General features: G+C 69.3%; 12 protein-coding genes. 9 read left to right on the forward strand and 3 right to left on the reverse strand.

The window, feature by feature from the left end; genetic code table 11:
- Positions 1–22 precede the first annotated feature (22 nt).
- From ACFWN7_RS08290 to ACFWN7_RS08300, 3 genes are all read left to right on the forward strand, one after another.
- A complete protein-coding gene (locus ACFWN7_RS08290) occupies positions 23–436 on the forward strand; it encodes an FHA domain-containing protein (protein WP_376938448.1) in 414 nt (137 codons plus the stop codon).
- On the forward strand, positions 436–1,128 hold the full coding sequence (locus ACFWN7_RS08295) for a MerR family transcriptional regulator (protein WP_376938313.1): 693 nt from the start codon (positions 436–438) through the stop codon (positions 1,126–1,128). Before ACFWN7_RS08290 ends, ACFWN7_RS08295 begins: the two co-directional genes overlap by 1 nt.
- A 110-nt stretch (positions 1,129–1,238) precedes the next feature.
- Positions 1,239–1,793: a MerR family transcriptional regulator gene (locus tag ACFWN7_RS08300; RefSeq protein WP_376938315.1), complete on the forward strand. Its 555-nt coding sequence runs from the start codon at positions 1,239–1,241 to the stop codon at positions 1,791–1,793.
- Between the two features lie 69 nt (positions 1,794–1,862).
- Here the strand turns inward: ACFWN7_RS08300 and ACFWN7_RS08305 are convergent, their stop codons facing one another.
- A complete protein-coding gene (locus ACFWN7_RS08305; RefSeq protein ID WP_376938317.1) occupies positions 1,863–2,696 on the reverse strand; it encodes a ParA family protein in 834 nt (277 codons plus the stop codon).
- Between the two features lie 90 nt (positions 2,697–2,786).
- Between ACFWN7_RS08305 and ACFWN7_RS08310 the strand changes: the two genes are divergently transcribed.
- Genes ACFWN7_RS08310 through def form a run of 3 tightly spaced genes read left to right on the forward strand, consistent with a single transcriptional unit; the run spans position 2,787 to position 8,122 of the window.
- Complete coding sequence (locus tag ACFWN7_RS08310) at positions 2,787–6,191, forward strand: pyruvate carboxylase (RefSeq protein ID WP_376938319.1); 3,405 nt, start codon at positions 2,787–2,789, stop codon at positions 6,189–6,191.
- A 36-nt stretch (positions 6,192–6,227) separates the two neighbouring features.
- Entirely contained in the window at positions 6,228–7,619 is a 1,392-nt protein-coding gene (locus ACFWN7_RS08315; RefSeq protein ID WP_376938321.1) for an AAA family ATPase, read from the forward strand.
- Positions 7,620–7,630: 11 nt separating this feature from the next.
- The gene (gene def / locus ACFWN7_RS08320) at positions 7,631–8,122 is read left to right on the forward strand and encodes a peptide deformylase (RefSeq protein ID WP_376938323.1); all 492 of its coding nucleotides are present in this window, start codon (positions 7,631–7,633) and stop codon (positions 8,120–8,122) included.
- Between the two features lie 66 nt (positions 8,123–8,188).
- Here the strand turns inward: def and ACFWN7_RS08325 are convergent, their stop codons facing one another.
- Complete coding sequence (locus tag ACFWN7_RS08325; protein WP_376938324.1) at positions 8,189–10,021, reverse strand: AMP-dependent synthetase/ligase; 1,833 nt, start codon at positions 10,019–10,021, stop codon at positions 8,189–8,191.
- 143 nt (positions 10,022–10,164) lie between these two features.
- Here ACFWN7_RS08325 and ACFWN7_RS08330 point away from each other — a divergent pair, with 143 nt between their 5' ends.
- The 3 genes from ACFWN7_RS08330 to ACFWN7_RS08340 all read left to right on the forward strand — a co-directional run bounded on the left by ACFWN7_RS08330 (position 10,165) and on the right by ACFWN7_RS08340 (position 13,304).
- Positions 10,165–11,115 carry an ROK family glucokinase gene (locus tag ACFWN7_RS08330; protein WP_376938449.1) on the forward strand — a complete coding sequence of 317 codons (951 nt, stop codon included), beginning with the start codon at positions 10,165–10,167 and terminating at the stop codon, positions 11,113–11,115.
- Between the two features lie 48 nt (positions 11,116–11,163).
- Positions 11,164–11,853 (forward strand): lysophospholipid acyltransferase family protein, encoded by a 690-nt coding sequence (locus ACFWN7_RS08335; protein WP_376938325.1) that lies wholly within the window; start codon positions 11,164–11,166, stop codon positions 11,851–11,853.
- An 80-nt stretch (positions 11,854–11,933) separates the two neighbouring features.
- Positions 11,934–13,304, forward strand: coding sequence for a class II 3-deoxy-7-phosphoheptulonate synthase (locus ACFWN7_RS08340; protein ID WP_376938327.1), 1,371 nt, complete (start codon positions 11,934–11,936; stop codon positions 13,302–13,304).
- Between the two features lie 93 nt (positions 13,305–13,397).
- Here the strand turns inward: ACFWN7_RS08340 and pknB are convergent, their stop codons facing one another.
- On the reverse strand, positions 13,398–15,329 hold the full coding sequence (gene pknB / locus ACFWN7_RS08345; RefSeq protein ID WP_376938328.1) for a Stk1 family PASTA domain-containing Ser/Thr kinase: 1,932 nt from the start codon (positions 15,327–15,329) through the stop codon (positions 13,398–13,400).
- Positions 15,330–15,395 lie beyond the last annotated feature (66 nt).

Raw genomic sequence — 15,395 nt, forward strand, 5'->3', positions numbered from 1 at the left:
CGACGCGACGGCAGATACGACGATCGGGTTCAGCCGCGAGGCCGCGGCGCAGCTCTCGGCGGTCGACGGCGACATCTCCGCCGAGGAGCAGGAGGCCATCGCGGCACTGCCGTCGGGCTCGGCGCTGCTCATCGTGCGCCGCGGACCGAACAGCGGGGCACGGTTCCTCCTCGACACCGACGTCACCACCGTCGGGCGCCACCCCGACGCCGACATCTTCCTCGACGACGTCACGGTCTCCCGGCGGCACGCGGAGTTCCTCCGCCACCGCACGGCATTCGAGGTGAAAGACCTCTCCTCGCTCAACGGCACGTACTTCGACGGGGTGCGCATCGACACGGCGCTCCTCAGCGACGGCGCCGAGGTGCAGATCGGCAAGTTCCGGCTCACCTTCTACGCCTCCCGACGCGATCTGGCGCCGCTGGCGAGCGGCTAGTGCCGGGCACCGCCCCATCCACGCACGCGAGCAGCCGGGCCCAGCTGCTCGGCATCGGTCAGGTGCTCGCTCTCCTTCAGCCCGAGTTCCCCGAGCTGACACCATCGAAGCTGCGCTTCCTCGAGGAGCAGCGTCTCGTGTCTCCTGCGCGCACCGCGGCGGGATATCGCAAGTTCTCGGCGGCCGACGTGGAGCGCATCACGGTCGTGCTGTCCATGCAGCGCGACCAGTACCTGCCGCTCAAGGTCATCAGGGCGCACCTCGAGGCGATCGACGCCGGCGAGACGCCGGCGCTGCCCGGTGCGACGGATGCCGCGTCGTTCCTGGCCGGCGCCAGGCGCTATCGCCGCGACGAGCTCATCGAGGCCGCCGGTGCCACCCGCGCCGTCCTCGACGAGGCGGTGTCGGCATCGCTGCTGCCCGCCGCCGAGCGCTATGGCGACGACGCGGTCGGCGTGCTCCGATCGCTCGTGATGCTCCGCAGCTTCGGCATCGAGGCGCGCCACCTCCGTGGGCTCCGAGCCGCAGCAGAGCGCGAGGCCGCCCTCGTCGAGCACGCGATCGCACCGTCGAGACGGTCGGATGCCGCAGACAAGGCGCGTGCCGCCGAGCGCGCGGTCGAACTCGCCGAATACCTCGAGACGGTGCACGCGAGCCTGGTGCGCGACGCCCTCGCGCGGCTCGTGCGATGATCCGCGACACGCCGTGACGTTCGGCCCGATGTGTTTGGCGGAGTCCCGCGCCGTGGGTAGCGTGGAAGTCGCGCCGTCGGGGTGCGGGCGTGGGAGTGAGGGGCGATCGGATGAGTGAGCTCGACCGGAGCGAAAGCGCTCGCTACGACCTCGGCCTGCTCTTCACCGACGGCATGCCCGAGCATGACGACGCGGTCGGATACCGCGGCGCCGTCGCCGCACGAGCCGCAGGGATCAGCTATCGCCAGCTCGACTACTGGGCGCGCACGCAACTGGTCGAGCCCACCGTGCGCAGCGCTGCGGGCTCCGGTTCGCAGCGGCTCTACGGGTTCCGCGACATCCTCGTGCTGAAGCTCGTGAAGCGCCTTCTCGACACGGGGATCTCCCTCCGCCAGATCCGCACGGCGGTCACGCAGCTCCGCGCTGCGGGCATCGAGGACCTTGCACAGACGACGCTGATGAGCGACGGCGCGAGCGTCTACCTGTGCACATCGGACGACGAGGTGATCGACCTGGTGAACCGGGGCCAGGGCGTGTTCGGCATCGCGGTCGGCAAAGTGCTCCGCGAGGTCGAGTCGACGCTCGTCGAGCTCGACACGCAACCGGCCGATCCCATGGACGAGCTCGCCGCGCGACGCAGCGCGCGGTCGCGCAAGATCTCCTGACGCCGACCCGCGGTACGACCGCGGCATCCGTCGCACGATGAGCGGCCGGCCGATCGGATGACCGGCGCGTCAGATGACCGGGGAATCCAGTTCGAGCGGTACGCCCGCGCCGTCGGCGATGCGGGCAGTGCGGAGTATTCGGTCGAGCAGCTGGTCGAAGTGGCGCGACATCTCCTCGGCGCTCTCGCCCGGCCACATGTGAAGGGGCTTCGCCGCGCCCTGGGCCTGCTGCAGCGAGGTGCGCTCGGGCAGCTGTGGCGAGAGCACGAGCGGCCCGAACATGTCGCGCAGCTCCTTGATGCGGAACTGGTGCTCGAGCGACTGCACTCGGGCGCGGTTCACGATGATGCCGAGCGGCTGCAGGCGCGGGGAGAGCCCACGACGGATCTCCTCGATGGCGCGAAGCGCACGGTCGGCCGCGGCTACCGAGAACAGCCCCGGCTCCGTCACGACGGCGACGCGGTCGCTCGCGGCCCACGCCGTGCGCGTGAGGGCGTTCAGCGACGGTGCGCAGTCGATGAGCACGAGTTCGTAATCGGCCTCGACGTTCGCGAGCGCTTCTTCAAGCTTCCAGATGTCGCGGATCGACGGGTGCGGGCCGTCGTAGTTGATCGCCGAGGGGCTGCCGATCATCACGTCGATCGTCGAGCTGGGGTTGGACCTGGCCCACCCGCTCGGAGCGATCGCCGATCGGACGATCTTCTCCTTCGGCGACGCGAGCACATCGGCGACGTTCAGATGCCCGGACACCTGGATGTCCATGCCGGTCGATACGTCGGACTGCGGATCGAGATCGACGATCAACGTGCGGATGCCGCGGGCGAATGCCGCCGACGCCATTCCGAGGGTAACGGTGGTCTTGCCGACGCCGCCCTTCAGGGAACTGACGCTGAGTACGTGCACGAACAGATACGTTACCTTTAGTCCTCGGGCGATACCTAAATGTTCGCTGTGCGCCGTGTTCACTCTGCGCTGTCCGTCGGAAAGGCCTGCATGTTCTCGAAGATCCTGGTTGCCAATCGCGGAGAGATCGCCATTCGTGCGTTCCGTGCCGCCGTCGAACTCGGTGCGAAGACTGTGGCGGTGTATCCGTTCGAGGACCGTAACTCGCTGCATCGCCTGAAGGCCGATGAGGCGTACCAGATCGGTGAGCCGGGGCATCCGGTGCGGGCCTACCTCGATGTGTCCGAGATCGTACGCGTCGCCAAGGAATCGGGCGCCGACGCGATCTATCCGGGCTACGGGTTCCTCTCCGAGAATCCCGAGCTCGCGCAGGCGGCGACCGAGGCGGGCATCACCTTCATCGGCCCGACCACGAGCGTGCTCGAGATGGCGGGCAACAAGGTGACCGCCAAGGAGCACGCGATCGCGGCCGGCGTCCCGGTGCTGAAGTCGACGCCCCCGTCGCGTGACATCGAAGCGCTCATCGAGCAGGCCGACGAGATCGGCTTCCCGATCTTCGCCAAGGCCGTCGCCGGCGGAGGCGGACGGGGCATGCGCCGAGTGAACTCGAAGGACGAGCTCCGGGGTGCCCTCGAGGAGGCGATGCGCGAGGCCGACAGCGCCTTCGGCGACCCGACGATGTTCCTCGAGCAGGCGGTGCTCCGCCCCCGGCACATCGAGGTGCAGGTGCTTGCGGACGCGTCCGGCGAGACGGTGCACCTGTTCGAGCGCGACTGCTCGGTGCAGCGCCGGCACCAGAAGGTCATCGAGATCGCCCCGGCGCCGAATCTCTCCGATGAGATCCGCCAGCGGCTGTACCGTGACGCGATCGCCTTCGCGCGCTCGATCGGGTACGTCAACGCGGGCACCGTCGAGTTCCTGCTCGACACGGCCGGCGAGCGTGCCGGCGAGCACGTGTTCATCGAGATGAACCCGCGCATCCAGGTCGAGCACACGGTCACCGAGGAGGTCACCGATGTCGACCTCGTGGTGTCGCAGATGCGCATCGCGGCGGGAGAGACCCTCGCCGAGCTCGGGCTCCTGCAGGGGGACATCCGTCTCCGCGGTGCTGCCCTCCAATGCCGCATCACCACCGAGGATCCGACCGCCGGGTTCCGGCCCGACACCGGCAAGATCACGACCTATCGCTCGCCCGGCGGTGCGGGCATCCGCCTCGACGGCGGCACCATCAACCCGGGTGCGCAGATCAGCCCACATTTCGACTCCATGCTCGCCAAGCTCACCTGCCGTGGCCGCGACTACCCGGCCGCGGTGGCCCGCGCGAAGCGCGCCCTCGCCGAGTTCCGCATCCGCGGCGTCTCCACGAACATCCCGTTCCTGCAGGCGGTGCTCGAGGACCCGGCGTTCATCGCAGGCGACCTCAGCACGTCGTTCATCGACGAGCGCCCGTCGCTCGTGCGCGGTCGGGTCTCGAAGGACCGCGGCACCAAGATCCTCAACTGGCTCGCGGATGTCACGGTGAACCAGCCGAACGGACCGGCACCCACGTCCGTCAGCCCGGCCGAGAAGCTGCCGGCGGTCGACCTGTCGGCGCCAGCACCCGCCGGATTCCGTCAGCGCCTCCTCGAGCTCGGTCCCGCCGGGTTCGCCGCCGCGCTTCGGGCGCAGACCCCGCTCGCGGTCACCGAGACGACGTTCCGCGACGCGCACCAGTCGCTGCTGGCCACACGCGTGCGCACGAAGGATCTCGTCGCGGTCGCGCCGTACGTCGCGCGCACCACGCCCCAGCTCCTCTCCATCGAGGCGTGGGGCGGCGCGACGTACGACGTCGCGCTCCGCTTCCTCGGCGAAGACCCGTGGGAGCGGCTCGCCGCGCTCCGCGAGGCACTGCCGAACGTGAACATCCAGATGCTCCTCCGCGGCCGCAACACGGTCGGGTACACGCCGTATCCCACCGAGGTGACCGATGCGTTCGTCCGCGAGGCCGCTGCGACCGGGGTCGACATCTTCCGCATCTTCGACGCGCTGAACGACGTCTCGCAGATGCGTCCGGCGATCGATTCCGTGCTCGCCACGGGCCACTCCGTGGCCGAGGTGGCGCTCTGTTACACGGGCGACCTGCTCGATCCCTCCGAGGATCTCTACACACTCGACTACTACCTGCGCCTCGCAGACGAGATCGTCGGAGCGGGCGCGCACATCATCGCCATCAAGGACATGGCAGGTCTCCTGCGGCCCGCGGCCGCCGAGCGACTGGTCACGGCGCTGCGTGAGCGGTTCGACCTGCCGGTGCACCTGCACACGCACGACACCGCCGGTGGCCAGCTCGCGACGCTCCTCGCCGCGAGTCGCGCGGGGGTCGACGCCGTGGATGTCGCGAGCGCGCCGATGGCCGGCACCACGAGCCAGCCGTCGGCCTCGTCGCTCGTCGCCGCGCTCGCGCACACCGAGCGCGACACCGGCATCTCGCTGCAGGCGGTCGCCGACCTCGAGCCGTACTGGGAGGCGGTGCGTCGCATCTACAAGCCGTTCGAGTCGGGCCTGCCCGGCCCGACCGGGCGCGTGTACCACCATGAGATCCCCGGCGGCCAGCTCTCGAACCTCCGGCAGCAGGCGATCGCCCTGGGCCTCGCCGACGACTTCGAGCTCATCGAGGACATGTACGCCGCGGCGAACGCGATCCTCGGCCGGGTGCCGAAGGTCACCCCGTCGTCGAAGGTCGTCGGCGACCTCGCCCTCCACCTCGCGGCGGTGAAGGCCGATCCCGCCGACTTCGCGGAGAACCCCGACAAGTACGACGTGCCCGACTCGGTCGTCGGCTTCATGGCGGGCGAACTGGGCGACCTCCCGGGCGGCTGGCCCGAGCCGTTCCGCTCGAAGGTGCTCGCCGGCAAGGACGTCCGCGTGGGCGTCACCGAACTCACGGCCGACCAGCGAGAGGCCCTCGAGGCCGACAGCGCGACCAGGCGCGCCACCCTGAACGCGCTGCTGTTCCCTGCGCCCACGCGCCAGTTCGAGCAGATCCGCGAACTCTTCGGCGATCTTTCCGCGCTCGACACCGCCGATTACCTGTATGGCCTTCGCCAGGGGTCCGAGCACGTGGTCGAGATCGACAAGGGCGTGCGGCTCTACGCCGGCCTCGAGGCGATCGGCGAGGCCGACGACAAGGGCATGCGCACCGTCATGACGATCCTGAACGGTCAGCTGCGTCCGGTGTTCGTGCGCGACCGGAGCATCGTCGTCGACTCGCGCACGGCCGAAAAGGCGGATGCCTCCCAGCCGGGCCAGATCGCCGCACCGTTCTCCGGCGTGGTGACCCTGCAGGTGGAGCCGGGCGCCGAAGTCGCCCCCGGACAGAGCGTCGCATCGATCGAGGCGATGAAGATGGAGGCCGCCATCACCTCGCCGATCGGGGGCGTCATCGAGCGCGTCGCGATTCCCAAGACCCAGCAGGTGGAGGCGGGCGATCTGCTGGTCGTGGTGCGACCGCGCTAGGCTGTCCATGAGTGCGCACTGATGAGGAGGATATCGGTGGCTGGCGACGTGGGCGATGAAGAGGTCACGAGGCGCCGTGCACCGAGTGGTCGCGCGTCGTCGTCAGGTCGCGGCGAGTTCGAACCCTCGAGCGGTGCGCACGCCGCCGATGCGCCCCCGCAGAGCCCGAACATCAGAGTCGACCTCCCACCTTCCCCGCGGCCCGAGATGCCCGAAGACGAGGTCGCGGTGGCGATCGACGATGTCGCCGTGAACCCCGGAACCGTCGCCGGCGGCGGCCAGAGCACGACCTCGGTCGAGGTCGTCACCCCCGGCCTCACGAGCGGCCGCTCTCGCAGTGCCGCGCGACGGGATGCATCGCCGTATGGGGCCATCCTGGCCGCCGACGCGTCGAGGCTCCGCCGCGAGCGGGTGAGCACCGACTCGGGCAGTCATGTGGCCGTGGTCGACGTGCCCGCCGAAGCGCAGGCCCCCGCCGACCTGCCCGAACCGTCGGAGTCGCTCACCGCCGACCGGTTGATCGACCTCAACCGCACGACACGTCCCGCCCCGCACGGCGGACTCAACAGGTTCCTCTACGAGGCGTCGTTCCACGTCGTCAACCTCGGCGACTCCGCCAAGGTGCGGGCGCACAAGGCGCTCAGCGCGCGCATCCAGAAACGGTTCGAGGGCGGCGCGCGATTCGTCCCGGTGCTCACCCGCAAGGGCGGCGTCGGCAAGACGACCATCACCACGCTCCTGGGCATGGCACTCGCCGATGCGCGTGACGACCGCATCATCGCGATCGACGCGAACCCCGATCGCGGCACGCTGGCCGAACGCGTCGACCGGCAGACGCGCGAGACGGTGCGCGACGTCGTCACGAAGGCGTCATCCGTCGGCGGGTACACCGACTTCTCGCAGTTCGTCTCGCGTGATGAGACGCGACTCGACATCCTCGCGTCAGACACCGACCCCACGCTCTCCGAGGCGTTCGACGACGACGACTACAACGTGGTCGCCGATCTGGCGGCCCGATACTACTCGCTCGTGCTCACCGACTGCGGCACTGGCATCGTGCACTCGGTCATGCAGGCCACCCTGCGGCGCGCAGACTCGGTCGTCATCATCTCGGGCGGCAGCGTCGACGAGGCACGGCTCGCCTCCGAGACCCTGACCTGGCTCGAGGCGAACGGATACGGCGAGCTCGTCCGCAACGCGGTCGTCGCGATCAATCTCGCCACGCAGGGGACGCATCTCGTCAAGGTCGACGAGATCGAGGCCCACTTCCAGTCGAGGGTGCGTGAGATCGTTCGCATCCCGTACGACCCGCAGCTCGCGGCCGGTTCCGTGGTGAACTGGCACGACCTGCGCCCCGTCACGCAACACGCGGCGCGGGAACTCGCAGCCCTCGTGGTGGAAGGCCTGCCCGCAGACCGCGGGCACTGATCGGAGATTCATTGCCCGAACGTCCCATTCGCCTGTTCGGCGACCCCGTCCTGAAATCCGTCTCCGCCCCCGTTCAACAGGTCGATGACGGCGTGCGTGCGCTCATCGCCGATCTCGTCGACAGCGTGAAGCTCCCCGGCCGCGCCGGGGTTGCCGCACCGCAGATCGGCGTCAATGTGAGGGCGTTCAGCTACAACGTCGACGGGGACGTCGGGTACATCCTGAATCCCGTCATCGTCGAGGTGTCGGGGGAGCCGGAGCTCATCGACGAGGGATGTCTCTCGGTGCCCGGCCTCTGGCAGAAGACCCCGCGGCATCCGTTCGCCCGGGTTCGCGGCATCGATCTCGACAACAACGAGATCGAACTCTCGGGCTCCGGGCTCATGGCGCAGATGCTGCAGCACGAAGTGGATCACCTCGAGGGCCTCGTCTACCTCGATCGGCTCGAGAAGGACGAACGTCGTGCCGCCATGCGAGCGGTGCGCGAGTCCGACTGGTTCTGACCCGCCGGCACCGACACGAAGGGTCCCGCGAATCGCCGCGGGACCCTCGTGTGTCGTGAGGTCGACTCAGTGCACGATCGAGTGACCCTCGGTCGCAGGCGCGCCCGAGTACATCGCCTCGATCTGCCCCGAGAAGTCCTCGAGGATGATGTTGCGTTTGATGCTGAGCTTCGGCGTGAGGTGGCCGCTCGCCTCGGTGAACTCCGTGGCGAGAATCGTGAACTTGCGGATGGACTCGGCGCGCGAGACGTTCTCGTTCGCGGCGTCGATGGCGCGCTGCACCTCCGCGAGCACCGCGGCGTTGGTCGACGCCTCTTCGACGCTCATGCCCGCGTCCTCGTCGTTGTTGTTCAGCCACACGGGGAGCATCTCGGGGTCGAGCGTCACGAGGGCCGAGATGAAGGGCTTCTTGTCGCCGACGACGACGACCTGGCCGATGAGCGGGTTCGCGCGGATGGGGTCTTCGAGCGCCGCGGGGGCGACGTTCTTGCCGCCCGCGGTGACGATGATCTCCTTCTTCCGGCCTGTGATCGTGAGGAAGCCGTCGCTGTCGAAGGTGCCGATGTCGCCCGTCTTGAACCAGTCGCCGTCGAACGACTCGGCCGTGGCCTCTGGGTTCTTCCAGTACTCCTTGAAGACGTTGACGCCCTTGACCTCGATCTCGCCATCGTCGGCGACGCGGACCGAGACGCCCGGAAGCGCTGGGCCGACCGTGCCGATCTTGGACTTCGTCGCGAGGTTCACCGTGGCGGGCGCCGTGGTCTCGGTGAGTCCGTAGCCCTCGAGGATGGTGATGCCCAGGGAGTGGTAGAAGTGGCCGAGACGCGGGCCGAGCGGGGCCGAGCCCGACACGGCGTACTTCACGTTGCCGCCCATCGCCGCGCGCAGCTTGCCGTAGACGAGCCGGTCGAACAGCGCGAACTTCGCCTTGAGGCCGAAGGGGATCTTGCCGGACTCCTTCGCCGTCGAGTACGCGACCGCGGTGTCGGCGGCAGCGCGGAAGATCTTGCCCTTGCCGCCGGTCTCGGCCTTCTGCTCGGAGACGTTGTAGACCTTCTCGAACACGCGCGGCACCGCGAGGAGGAACGTCGGCTTGAAGCTGCCGAGCGATGGGAGCAGCTGCTTCGTGTCGGGCTGGTGTCCGACGCGCACGCCGGCGTGGACGCAGAGCACCGTGATGAAACGGGCGAACACGTGCGCGGTGGTGATGAACAGCAGCGTGGAGGCTCCGTTCGGGTCGAGCACGACCTCCTGGAGCGCGACTGCGGCGTTGCGGGACGTCTCGACGAAGTTCGAATGGGTGAGCACGCAGCCCTTCGGCTTGCCAGTGGACCCGGACGTGTAGATGAGCGTCGCGATGTCGGAGCCGACCGCGAGGTTGCGACGCCGCTCGATCTCTTCGTCGGCGACTCCTGCGCCGGCCGCCGCGAGCTTGTCGAGGTCGCCGAGGTCGATCTGCCAGACGTTGCGGATCGCGGGCAGCTCGGGGTGCACCTCGTCGAAGCGCGCGAAGTGGTCAGGCGTCTCGACGAAGACCGCGATCGCCCCCGAGTCGCCGAGATTCCACTTGACCTGCGCCGGCGAGCTCGTCTCGTAGACGGGCACCAGCACGGCACCCGCGAACCACGTGGCGAAGTCGATGAGCGTCCATTCGTACCGCGTCTTGCACATGAGGCCGATCTTGTCGCCCGGCTGGATGCCGGACGCGACGAGTCCCTTGGCGAGGGCGATGACCTGGTCGTGGAACTCCCGCGTCGTGACCGGCGACCAGCCGCCGTCGGACATCGGGAGCGAGAACAGCACCGAATCGGGCGACTCTGCGAGGCGCTGGACGAGCAGGTCGGTCGTGTTCGCGTCGGGGTCGGCTGCGACGACGGCGGATGTCTCGAATTCGATCACGGTAGCTCCTTCGGCACCGGAGGAGAAGGGCGGCAGGAGCGCGCGCCGATCTCGGCATTCTGGTCGATTACACTCTAGTCGTTGCTCGTGCGGCCGTGAGGCCCCGGGACCATCCCGCCTCACCCTCGAAAGGCAGCTTCGTGGTGCACGCAATCGGTATCGACATCGGTGGAACGAAGATCGCCGGAGCGGTCGTCGACGAGCTCGGCGCGATCGTACGCAGTGAGCGCACGCCGACCCCCGCGGGCGACTCCCGACTCCTCGAGGACACGGTCGTCGAGATGATCCGGTCGCTGTCCGCGGGCGAGCCGACCGCCGCCGTCGGGGTGGCCGCCGCCGGCTTCATCGACGCGGCGCAATCGATGGTGTACTACGCGCCCAACATCGACTGGCGCAACGAGCCGTTCCGCGAGAAGCTCGAGGCGAGGATCGGCACGACCGTCGTCGTCGACAACGACGCGAACGCCGCGGGGTGGGCCGAGTTCCGGTTCGGTGCGGGACGGCTCGTGAGCGACATGGTCATGCTCACGATCGGCACTGGCGTCGGCGGGGCGATCGTCGCCGGCGACCGCCTGTTCCGCGGCGGCTTCGGTGCGGGCGCCGAGCTCGGCCATGTGCGGGTGGTTCCGAACGGCATCGCGTGCGGTTGCGGCCGGCGCGGATGCCTCGAACAGTACGGTTCTGGTCGGGCCCTGCTCCGCATGGCGAACGAGATCGCCGACGCCGGCGGCATCGGCCAGGAGCTCGCGCGAGCGCGCGACGAGCACGGCATGCTCGACGGCCGCCTCGTCGGCGCGCTCATCGAGGCGGATGATCCCGGTGCGATCGAAGCGCTCCGCCGGCTCGGCAACTGGCTCGGTCAGGCGGCCGCGTCGCTCTCGGCAGTGCTCGACCCGCAGCGTTTCGTGTTCGGCGGCGGGGTCGCGGTCGCGGGGGAGCTGCTCCTCGGCCCGATCCGAGAGGCCTACTTCGATCACCTGCCGGCGCGCGGCTATCACCCCGAGCCCGATTTCGTCATCGCGGAACTCGTCAACGATGCGGGCGTGGTGGGCGCCGCCGACCTCGCGCGCGTCTGGGTCGCCGAGCACGCCTGACCCGCACGGCGTTAGGCTGGATCGTCCGCGACGGAGGGGAGGCACGCGATGTTCTACTGGATCATGAAGCACGTCGTGGTGGGCCCCATCCTCCTGGCGATCTTCCGGCCGTGGGTCGTGGGCCTCGAGAACGTGCCCAGGTCGGGTGCCGTCGTGCTCGCCTCGAATCACCTCTCGTTCATCGACTCGATCTTCCTGCCGCTCGTCGTCGACCGGCGCGTGGTGTTCCTCGCCAAGAGCGAGTACTTCACCGGAAAGGGGCTGAAGGGCTGGGCGACGAGGGTCTTCTTCCAGGCGTCCGGCCAGCTGCCGATCGACCGCTCCGGCGGGAAGGCGTCGGAGGCCTCACTCCTCACCGGTCTCCGCGTGCTCGGCGAGGGCGGCGTCCTCGGCATCTACCCGGAGGGCACGCGAAGCCCCGATGCGAACCTGTACCGGGGTCGCACGGGCGTCGCCCGCATGGTGCTGGAGGCGGGCGTGCCCGTGATCCCCGTCGCCATGATCGGCACCGAGAAGGTCATGCCCATCGGCAGGCGCCTGCCGAAGGTGCGCCGCATCGGCATCATCATCGGCGAGCCGCTCGACTTCACGCGCTTCCAGGGACTCGAGGGCGACCGATTCGTCTTGCGTTCGGTCACCGACGAGCTCGTCTACGAGCTTCGCGCACTGAGCGGGCAGCAGTACGTCGATGTCTACGCGAGCTCGGTGCGAGAGCAACGCGCCGTGCAATCGCGGTAGGCTCGTGAGGGCGGCGGCCGCGACGTACGGCGCCGCGTTCCCATTCCCGGCGCTCGCGCCCGAACATTCAGGACACTCCCGTGGTACAGCTCCTCGAGCCCGTTGTCAACGCAGATCCCTCAGTGATCGACGGCCTCGACTATTGGCGCACCCTGCCGATCAAGCAGCAACCCGTCTGGCCCGACCCCGAGGCGGCGCACGCGGCATCCGCTGAGCTTGCGACTCTCCCGCCGCTGGTCTTCGCGGGCGAGGTCGACATGCTGCGCACACGGCTCGCGAGCGCCTCCCGCGGCGAGGCGTTCCTCCTGCAAGGCGGCGACTGCGCCGAGACGTTCGCCGGCGCGACCGCCGATCAGATCCGTAACCGCGTGAAGACCGTGCTGCAGATGGCCGTCGTGCTCACCTACGGCGCCTCGATGCCCGTGGTGAAGATGGGGCGCATGGCCGGGCAGTTCGCGAAGCCCCGCTCGAGCGACACCGAGACCCGCGGCGACGTGACCCTTCCCGCATACCGCGGCGACATCGTGAACGGCTACGACTTCACCCCGGCGTCCCGCGCCGCGGACCCGGCACGGCTCATCCGCGGCTACCACATGGCCGCCGCGACGCTGAACCTCATCCGGGCGTTCACGCAGGGCGGGTTCGCCGACCTGCGCCAGGTGCACTCGTGGAACCAGGGTTTCGCGTCCAACCCCGCCAACGCGAGGTACGAATCGCTCGCGCGCGAGATCGACCGTGCCATCAAGTTCATGGACGCGTGCGGCGCCGATTTCGAGGCGCTGAAGCACACGGAGTTCTACACGGCCCACGAGGGCCTGCTGATGGACTACGAGCGCCCGATGACCCGCATCGACTCGCGCACCGGCACGCCGTACGACACGTCGTCGCACTTCATCTGGATCGGCGAGCGTACGCGCGATCTCGACGGCGCGCATGTCGACTTCCTGTCGCGGGTGCGCAACCCCATCGGCGTGAAGCTCGGCCCGACCACGACGCCCGAGACCATGCTCGAACTCGTCGAGAAGCTCGATCCGCACCGCGAGCCCGGTCGACTCACATTCATCACGCGTATGGGCGCCGGCCGGATCCGCGATGCGCTGCCGCCCCTGCTCGAGGCGATCAGCGCGAGCGACGCCAACCCGCTCTGGGTCACCGATCCCATGCACGGCAACGGCATCACGACGCCCACCGGATACAAGACGCGACGCTTCGACGACGTCGTCGACGAGGTGAAGGGCTTCTTCGAGGCGCACCGCGCCGTAGGCACGCATCCGGGCGGCATCCATGTGGAGCTCACGGGCGACGACGTGACGGAGTGCCTCGGCGGCTCCGAGCACATCGACGAGGAGACGCTGGCGACGCGCTACGAGTCGCTCTGCGACCCGCGACTGAACCACATGCAGTCGCTCGAGCTCGCGTTCCTCGTCGCCGAGGAGCTCGCTGCGCGCTGAGATCAGTCGAGGCGGGGCATCCGATGAGAAGCCCCGCCCCGTCGAATGGGCGCCTGAACGCGCGGCGTCATCGTCGTCGACTCCGTCGGGCGATCAGAACCCGGCGAAATTGACGGTGACGGTGGAGCCTCGGGGTGCGGTCTGGTCGGCGGCGGGAGACGTCTTCGAGACCACGAAGGCCCCCGGCGCAACGTCGGCCAGGAGGTTGTACTCGAGTTCGAATCCAGCATCGCGCAACTGCTTGCCCGCGTCCTGCCAGTTCAATCCGACGACGTTCGGTACCGCGACCAGGTCTTGGCCCTTCGAGATCGTGAGCCTCACCGTGTCGCCCGGGCGCATGGGTTCGTTCAGCCAGTCGGCGGTCACGACATGGTCTTTCGCCACCTCGTTGTGGAAGACGGGGTCGGCGTACTCGACTTCGAGCTTGGCATCGGTGAGCCTCGCCTCGGCCTCCCCGGCCGGCAGCCCTTCGACCGGAGGAACCGGTCCGACCGAGACGACGAGCGTGATCGCGCCGAGTTCGGGGTGGGTCGCACCGAGCGCCGTACCGTCGGCGTTGAGCGCGGCGATCACCGAACCGGTCGCGACATCCGCCGAGAACTGCCCGGCGCTCTGCTCGGCGACGGTGAAGTCGCCGAGGGCATCGCGGGCGGTGTCCTCCGGCTGGCCGATCACGTCGGGCACGGGCAGCATCGCCGGTCCGAGCGAGACGAACATGGTGACGGTCGATCCGCGTGGGACGGGATCGCCGGCCTCCGGATCGGTGCCCGACACCTGGCCCTGAGGGACCTCCGGGTCGTTGCGTTCCGCGTCGGCGACGTCGAACCCCGCCTCGGTGAGCACTCGGCGCGCCTCGTCGGGGGACAGGGTCGCCGTCTGGGGCACGGTCGCGAGCGCGCCAGGGCCGGCACCGAAGTACCAGCCGGTGCCGGCGGCGAGGCCGGTGAGCAGCAGCACGAGCGCGAAGAGCCAGTAGCCGCGGCGCCTGCGTCGCGCGGCGCTCGTCTTGAGGGCGGCGGTGTCGATGCCGTGGTCGGATGCCTCGGCTCGCCCCGCGGCGGGCGCGGCGACGGCGGCGCCGGCCCCGAGCACGGTGGTCGCCGCGGTGGGCGCACCGGTCGGCACCGCGACATCCGGAATGACCATCGTGGCCTGCGTCGCGCGCTCGAACGGCTGCGGTGTCCTGATCGACGGCTCGACCTCGCGGAGTCGATCGAGCATGTCTCGGGCGTCGTTCGGGCGCTCCTCGGGGTCGCGTGCGGTGGCCCACAGCACGAGCTCGTCGAGTTCGGCCGGCACCGCGGGGTTCTTGGTGCTCGGCGTGGGCACGGTGTCGTTCGCGTGCTGGTAGGCGATCGCCATCGGGGCCTCGCCCACGTAGGGCTGCTCGCCGGTGAGCATCTCGTACATCATGATGCCCACGGCGTAGATGTCGCTGCGGGCGTCGGCGACGCCGCGGGTGACGAGCTCGGGGGAGAGGTACGCGATGGTGCCGAGGAGGGCCTGGCCCGTCGCGGTGTTCGCGGTCGCGGCGCGCGCGAGTCCGAAGTCTCCGAGCTTGATGCGGCCGTCGTCGGCGAGCAGCACGTTCTCGGGCTTCAGGTCGCGGTGCACGATGCCGGCCTTGTGCGCGGCGGCGAGGCCGGCGAGCACGGCATCCATGATGTCGGCGGTCTGTTCGGGGGTGAGCTTCGTGTAGTCCTTCAGCAGTTCGCGCAGCGTGATGCCGGGGAGGTACTCCATGACGAGGTAGGCCATGTCGCTGTCCTGGCCCTGGTCGAACACGTTGACCACGTTGGGGTGCGCGAGCCGTGCGGCCGAGCGGGCCTCCTGCACGAACCGGGTCTTGAACGTGTTGTCGTCGGCGAGGTGCCCGTGCATCACCTTGATCGCCACGCGGCGCTCGAGGCGCAGGTCGGTCGCGAGGTAGACGGTGGCCATGCCGCCGCGCGCGATCCGCGCGCGCACCTGATAGCGGCCGTCGACGAGACGGCCGATCATGGGGTCGGCGGGCGCGGTGGTCACCGTACGAGTGTACGAAGTGGTACATGCCCGAACCCGACTAAACGCCGAGGACCGGCGAGATCGCAA

Origin of the sequence: Agromyces sp. NPDC058484 (assembly GCF_042720415.1) — a bacterium.
Taxonomy (GTDB): Bacteria; Actinomycetota; Actinomycetes; order Actinomycetales; family Microbacteriaceae; genus Agromyces.

Bases quoted from the DNA above. Each gene is read 5' to 3' on its own strand.
- ACFWN7_RS08300 (WP_376938315.1), top strand. From the start codon at position 1,239: ATGAGTGAGCTCGACCGGAGCGAAAGCGCTCGCTACGACCTCGGCCTG.
- ACFWN7_RS08310 (WP_376938319.1), top strand. From the start codon at position 2,787: ATGTTCTCGAAGATCCTGGTTGCCAATCGCGGAGAGATCGCCATTCGT.
- ACFWN7_RS08335 (WP_376938325.1), top strand. From the start codon at position 11,164: ATGTTCTACTGGATCATGAAGCACGTCGTGGTGGGCCCCATCCTCCTG.